Genomic DNA, 6,284 nt, shown 5'->3' with positions numbered 1-6,284 from the left:
ACAGCCGGGAATGTTACTGACCGCTGGATTCTTCACAACTTGAATGAAACAATTGCCAAAGTTACTGAAAACTTTGATAAATTTGAATTTGGTGTGGCTGGTCATATCCTTTACAACTTCATCTGGGATGAATTTGCTGACTGGTACGTTGAATTGACAAAAGAAGTGCTTTACAGCGACAACGAAGATGAAAAAGTGATTACTCGCTCAGTTCTGCTTTACACACTTGATAAGATCCTTCGTTTGCTTCACCCAATCATGCCATTTGTTACTGAAGAAATCTTCGGTCAATACGTAGATGGTTCTATCGTGACAGCAGCTTATCCAACTGTTAATCCTACTTTTGAAAATCAAATGGCGCATTCTGGCGTGGAAAGTCTCAAAGACCTGATTCGAGCTGTACGTAATGCGCGTGCAGAAGTCAACGTAGCTCCAAGCAAACCTATCACCATCCTTGTCAAAACAAGCGACAGCAACTTGGAAGACTTCTTCAAGGCCAATGTCAACTACATCAAACGCTTCACAAACCCAGAAACACTTGAAATCAGCTCTGCCATTGCCACCCCAGAACTAGCCATGTCAGCAGTTATCACAGGTGCAGAAATCTTCCTGCCGCTGGCAGACTTGCTCAACGTCAAAGAAGAACTAGCCCGCCTCAACAAAGAACTTGCTAAATGGCAAAAAGAATTGGATATAGTTGCACGCAAACTTGGTAACGAAAAATTCGTCGCCAATGCCAAACCAGAAGTCGTCGACAAAGAACGCGACAAACAAACCGACTACCAAGCTAAGTATGATACGACAAAAGAACGGATTGAAGAGATGAAGAAGTTGGTGGGATAGGCTAATGAACACGGTGTAAGAACCGTGTTTTTTTGTTGTTAGTGTGTAGTGTAAATTTATAAGAGGAATATATAATTATCTGTAAGGTATGTACTATGATATAATTAAATTGACAATTTATTTGGGAAAAAAATATATCTAAATTGTAAAATCAGCTACATTGAGAATTGATAAACACCAAAAGGTTATAAAGGAGTTTTAGCAAGTGATTAATTTTTCAAATTTAATGACAACAATCATAGGAGCATTTATAGGCGGTTTATTTTCTATTGGGGTTGCACGACTTCAATTAAAATCAATAGAAAAAGAAAAGGAAGCTGAACAAGCCTCAAAAATTGCAGCCTGGTTAACAAGTGTATCAAATTCAGATGACCAATCTAAAAATTGTTTTATTAGATATGATTTAATTATTAATAACAATTCTCATTTACCTATATATAATGTATTAGTTTTAGCGTTAAGCACTAAGAAATATCTTCATTTTAAAGATATTAAAAACTGGGATTATAATCTTATCAATTATTATTCATGTTTAGTACCAGGGGAAAAAATAGATTCAATAAATACTTATGGGAGTGGTTCTGGTGAACGTCCTATGGTATCAATATTATTTACTGATACTAACACGAGACATTGGTATCGTAATCAAATAGGGCAATTAACTCAGTTAAATTCCCAAGAATACGATAAAATAGTTAAAAATTTAGGTTACAGACCGCCATTATAAAAATTTTCCCCATTAAGTTTTTTTCATGAATCTTCCAAGCCCAGCCATACGATTGGGCTTGTTTTTTGGTATAATGAACTTAAATTAATACATCAACATCTGAGGTCAGAAAGGTTCTTACTTAGTGTATACATTTTAGGTGGAGTACCTGAAACAAGAAAGTTACCAACATCTTCTAACATCCTCATCCATCAAAAAAAGAACAGCTCAATAATAGAGTTGTTCTTTTTAAACTGTTAGCGAAGCCAAATTTAAAGTTCGTATTGTGTATATGCCTCAACTTCTAAATCTCAAAATTATAGAGATCTGTTGATAAATAGCGTTCGCCATTATCTGGAGCAAGAGCTAGAATTTTTTTGCCTGTGCCTAATTTTTTTGCTACTTCAAGTGCAGCATAGATAGCTGCGGCAGAAGAAATCCCTACAAGAAAGCCTTCTTGTCCACCGACACGGCGTCCAAGGTCAAGCGCTTGATCAGAGGTAACACGGACAATACCGTCATAAGCTTGAGTGTCCAGTGTTTCTGGAATAAAACCAGCTGAAATTCCTTGAATTTTGTGTGGTCCAGGATTTTCACCAGACAGGATAGCGGACTCATCGGCTTCAACTGCGTAAACTTGTATATTTGGATTGACTTTTTTGAGAGCGTGAGAAACGCCAGAAATTGTACCACCTGTGCCAACTCCTCCGACAAAGCCATCCAATCCTTTTTCACCGAAAGCAGAGATAATTTCTGCTCCTGTTGTTCTTTCGTGTACTTCAGGATTAGCTGGATTATTGAACTGTAGCGGCAGCCATCCGTTGCGTTCTTTGGCGATTTCTTCAGCTTTGGCAATCGCACCTTTCATTCCCTCGCTTCCGGGAGTGAGCACCAATTCGGCGCCATAAGCTTGGATAATTTTGCGGCGTTCCACACTCATGGTTTCTGGCATAACAATAACGACCTTATAACCTTTAGCAGCACCGACCCAAGACAAACCGATTCCAGTATTTCCGCTGGTTGCTTCGACAATGGTTGCACTCGGCTGAATCAAGCCCTCTTGCTCAGCGGTCTCAATCATGCTGAGAGCAATGCGGTCTTTGACAGACGACCCCGGATTGAAAGCTTCTAGCTTGACATAGACATCAGCAGCGCCTTCTGGAACCAGCTTGTTCAATTTCACAATAGGAGTATTTCCAATGAGTTCTGTAATGTTATGATAAATTTGTGCCATAAATGATACCTCAATAATAGTGATAGAAACAGTATAAAACGAAAAAAAGTCTTTGTAAAATATAAAAAAACTATCAAGTCGATAGCTTTTTTTAATATTTAGGATAAAGAAATGGGAACTTCAACTTTCCGCAATCCCTGCTCAACAATGTTAATTTTTCCATTAAGCAGCTCAATCAAACTTTCTATAACGCTCTCCTTATCATCTTTGTCAACGAAAATGGTCGTTTGTACTTGATCTGTAAAAGCTGTATCCTGTTCTTGCAACTGTTTAGCTTTAAGAAAATTTGGTAACTCTTGATATTGACTGTAGGAAAGAGTAAGCCTTAGTCCAAGTTGTTCTTTTATGTGGACACTTCCGATTTCTTTGATAGCTAGGGCAACGCTGCCAGCATAAGCCCGAATGAGTCCACCTGCTCCTAACTTGATGCCCCCAAAATAGCGCGTCACGACAGCACAGACGTTGGTTAGTTGGTGATTTTCTAAGACGCCTAGCATAGGCACGCCAGCAGTTCCGCTGGGTTCGCCATCATCGCTACTTCGCTTCATTTCGCTCCGCTCTCCTAAAATAAAGGCAGAGCAGTTATGAGTAGCTTTGTAGTGTTCTTTTTTGACAGCCTGAATAAAATTTCGTGCTTCGTCCTCTGTTGTCACACGCTTGATATGACAGATAAAGCGCGATTTTTTGATTTCTTCTTGGACTTGACCGTCCTCTTTGATTGTTCTAAATTCCATATCTTCATTTTACAAAAAAACTTTTATTTTGCCAAAGTTTTTCCGAATAAATAGATATGACAGAATTACAAGATTGTTTAGGTCGCATTTTTACAAAAAGTCAACTGTCACCAGAATTACAATTGCAAGCACAAACCTTAGCTGGAATGGTAGAAGAAAAAGGGAAGTTAAGCTGCAATCGTTGTGGGCAAGTCATTGACAAAGAAAAACACCAATTGCCAATAGGTGCTTATTATTGCAGGTCTTGCTTGATCTTAGGAAGGGTCAGAAGTGATGAAGATCTTTACTATTTTCCACAGGAAGAATTTCCTAAAGCGAATGTCTTGAAATGGCAAGGGAAGTTGACAGCGTTTCAAGCCAAGGTTTCTCAAGGACTTGTAGAGGCGGTTGCTAAACGAAAAAATAGCTTGGTTCACGCAGTCACGGGAGCCGGAAAGACGGAAATGATCTATCAGGTGGTGGCACAAGTCATCAATCAAGGTGGAGCAGTCTGCTTGGCTAGTCCCAGAATTGATGTCTGCTTAGAACTTTATCGCAGATTGAAAGTAGATTTTACTTGTGATATTTCACTCCTACACGGTGAATCAGAAGCATATTCCCGCAGTCCTCTCGTGATTGCCACCACACATCAGCTTCTCAAATTTTACCGAGCATTTGATCTTCTTATTGTTGATGAGGTAGATGCCTTTCCTTATGTGGACAATCCGATGCTTTATCATGCAGTTCATCAGGCAGTCAAAGTAGAGGGGACGAAGATTTTCTTAACGGCAACTTCCACAGATGAGCTGGATAAAAAAGTGGCTAAAGGAGAATTAACTCGTTTGAGTCTACCCAGACGTTTTCATGGCAATCCTTTGATTGTTCCGCAAAAAATTTGGTTGGCGGATTTTCAAAAATATCTTGGTCAAAAGAAGCTAGTTCCCAAGTTAAGGCAGTTTATTCAAAAGCAGAGAAAAACAGGATTTCCACTTCTTATTTTTGCTTCCGAGATCAGAAAAGGGCAGGAGCTGGCAGAGATTCTTCAAAGCACTTTTCCTAATGAAAAAGTTGGTTTTGTAGCCTCGACGACTGAAAATCGACTAGAAATTGTAGAGAAATTTCGTCAAAAAGAAATCACGATTTTGGTAACGACGACGATTTTGGAGCGTGGGGTGACTTTTCCTTGTGTAGATGTTTTCGTGGTGGAAGCCAACCACCGTCTGTTTAGTCGCAGCGCTCTGGTACAAATTGCTGGACGCGTTGGTCGCAGTATGGAGCGACCGACAGGCGAGTTAATCTTTTTTCATGACGGTACGACTATGGCGATAGAAAAAGCGATTAAAGAAATTCAGGAGATGAATCAGGAGGCCGGTTTATGAATAACTGTCTGTTATGTGAAAGTCTACTTGATGAAAAGCTAACATTTTGTGATTTGCTGACTTTGAAGAAGCCAAAAGCAAGGACTTGTGATGACTGTTTTGAAAAATTTCAGCTCATTTCAGCGCAGCATTGCCCGAAGTGCTATCGTGAAGGGACATGCGAAGTCTGCATGGATTGTCAAGTATGGATAGAAAAAGGAAAAGAAGTTTGTCATAAAAGTTGTTTTGTATATAACGAAGCCATGAAAGACTTTTTCAGCCAATATAAATTTCAAGGAGATTATACTCTTTATTCTGTATTTACAGAAGTTTTGCAAAAGGAATTAAAAGGATACAGCGATTATACGCTTGTTCCCATTCCTGTAAGTGCCAAAAAGTATCAGACAAGAGGGTTTAATCAAGTGACAGCTCTTCTTGAGGGTACAAAGTTGCCATTTAAGGAAGTTTTAGAAAAGCATGATACAATTGCTCAATCAAGCAAGACGAGAGAGGAGCGCTTGCAAAGCCAGCAGTGCTTTAAAGTGAAAGACAATGTTCAAGTTCCGACAAAAGTTCTTTTGATAGATGACATTTATACAACAGGCTCAACCCTACAATTAGCCAAGGAAATTTTAGTGGAAGCAGGAGTGAAAGAAATTGTGACATTTTCATTGGCAAGGTAACAAAAAATTTGCAAAAAAATAATGAAAGCGTTATAATAAAATAAAGAAAAACAAAACGCTTAGAAAGAAGGTACTTATATGATTAAATATAGTATCCGTGGTGAAAACCTAGAAGTAACAGAAGCTCTTCGTGACTATGTAGTTTCTAAACTTGAAAAAATCGAAAAGTATTTCCAAGCTGACCAAGAATTGGATGCACGTGTAAACTTGAAAGTCTATCGTGAAAAAACAGCCAAAGTTGAAGTAACTATTCCACTTGGTTCTATCACTCTTCGTGCAGAAGATGTTTCTCAAGATATGTATGGTTCTATTGATTTGGTGACAGACAAAATTGAACGTCAAATTCGTAAAAATAAAACAAAAATTGAACGTAAAAACCGTAATAAAAAATCAACCAGTCAGTTGTTTACAGATGCTGTTGTTGAAGAAGCTGAAGCTGCACCTGCAAAAGTCGTTCGCTCCAAACAAATTGACTTAAAACCAATGGACTTAGAAGAAGCTCTTCTTCAAATGGATTTATTGGGACATGACTTCTTCATCTATACTGATGTAGAAGACAACACAACCAATGTTTTGTATCGTCGTGAAGACGGTGACGTTGGCTTGCTTGAAGTGAGATAATCAATCAATCCTCTGATTCATATCAGGGGATTTTTTATGTGGTCTGCAATCAGCTCGAGATAATTGCAAAAAACTGTATTAAAAATCATCATGTTTGAACTGCATTTCAAAAGTTAGACAGAAAAA

General features: G+C 38.5%; 7 protein-coding genes. 5 read left to right on the top strand and 2 right to left on the bottom strand.

Translation table 11 applies throughout. The features are described 5' to 3' along the window. Positions 1-843 (top strand): class I tRNA ligase family protein (locus tag HMPREF2887_RS05990; protein WP_148131504.1); only part of this gene is annotated, 843 nt, incomplete at its 5' end. Between the two features lie 205 nt (positions 844-1,048). Further along, the gene (locus HMPREF2887_RS05985) at positions 1,049-1,570 is read left to right on the top strand and encodes a hypothetical protein (protein WP_037590270.1); all 522 of its coding nucleotides are present in this window, start codon (positions 1,049-1,051) and stop codon (positions 1,568-1,570) included. A gap of 283 nt (positions 1,571-1,853) precedes the next feature. On the opposite strand, the gene cysK is transcribed toward HMPREF2887_RS05985, so the two are convergent. Then, complete coding sequence (gene cysK, locus HMPREF2887_RS05980) at positions 1,854-2,783, bottom strand: cysteine synthase A (RefSeq protein WP_021001371.1); 930 nt, start codon at positions 2,781-2,783, stop codon at positions 1,854-1,856. Positions 2,784-2,881: 98 nt separating this feature from the next. Next, positions 2,882-3,517: a YigZ family protein gene (locus tag HMPREF2887_RS05975; RefSeq protein WP_021001372.1), complete on the bottom strand. Its 636-nt coding sequence runs from the start codon at positions 3,515-3,517 to the stop codon at positions 2,882-2,884. A gap of 56 nt (positions 3,518-3,573) precedes the next feature. Between HMPREF2887_RS05975 and HMPREF2887_RS05970 the strand changes: the two genes are divergently transcribed. From HMPREF2887_RS05970 to hpf, 3 genes are all read left to right on the top strand, one after another. Further along, positions 3,574-4,875 (top strand): ATP-dependent helicase ComFA, encoded by a 1,302-nt coding sequence (locus HMPREF2887_RS05970; RefSeq protein WP_021001373.1) that lies wholly within the window; start codon positions 3,574-3,576, stop codon positions 4,873-4,875. After that, positions 4,872-5,537 carry a ComF family protein gene (locus HMPREF2887_RS05965; RefSeq protein WP_003025757.1) on the top strand — a complete coding sequence of 222 codons (666 nt, stop codon included), beginning with the start codon at positions 4,872-4,874 and terminating at the stop codon, positions 5,535-5,537. The genes HMPREF2887_RS05970 and HMPREF2887_RS05965 overlap by 4 nt, the downstream gene beginning before the upstream one ends. A 78-nt stretch (positions 5,538-5,615) precedes the next feature. After that, positions 5,616-6,158 (top strand): ribosome hibernation-promoting factor, HPF/YfiA family, encoded by a 543-nt coding sequence (hpf, locus tag HMPREF2887_RS05960; protein WP_003025754.1) that lies wholly within the window; start codon positions 5,616-5,618, stop codon positions 6,156-6,158. Positions 6,159-6,284: the final 126 nt, after the last annotated feature.

It is taken from the genome of Streptococcus sp. HMSC071H03, assembly GCF_001813035.1.
Classification (GTDB): domain Bacteria; phylum Bacillota; class Bacilli; order Lactobacillales; family Streptococcaceae; genus Streptococcus; species Streptococcus anginosus.
The sequence above is the reverse complement of the archived record's forward strand: the minus strand, read 5'-3'. Positions and strand labels throughout refer to the sequence as shown.

Coding starts and splice junctions, on each gene's coding strand:
- HMPREF2887_RS05975 (WP_021001372.1), bottom strand. CDS start 3,517: ATGGAATTTAGAACAATCAAAGAGGACGGTCAAGTCCAAGAAGAAATC.
- hpf (WP_003025754.1), top strand. CDS start 5,616: ATGATTAAATATAGTATCCGTGGTGAAAACCTAGAAGTAACAGAAGCT.
- cysK (WP_021001371.1), bottom strand. CDS start 2,783: ATGGCACAAATTTATCATAACATTACAGAACTCATTGGAAATACTCCT.
- HMPREF2887_RS05965 (WP_003025757.1), top strand. CDS start 4,872: ATGAATAACTGTCTGTTATGTGAAAGTCTACTTGATGAAAAGCTAACA.
- HMPREF2887_RS05970 (WP_021001373.1), top strand. CDS start 3,574: ATGACAGAATTACAAGATTGTTTAGGTCGCATTTTTACAAAAAGTCAA.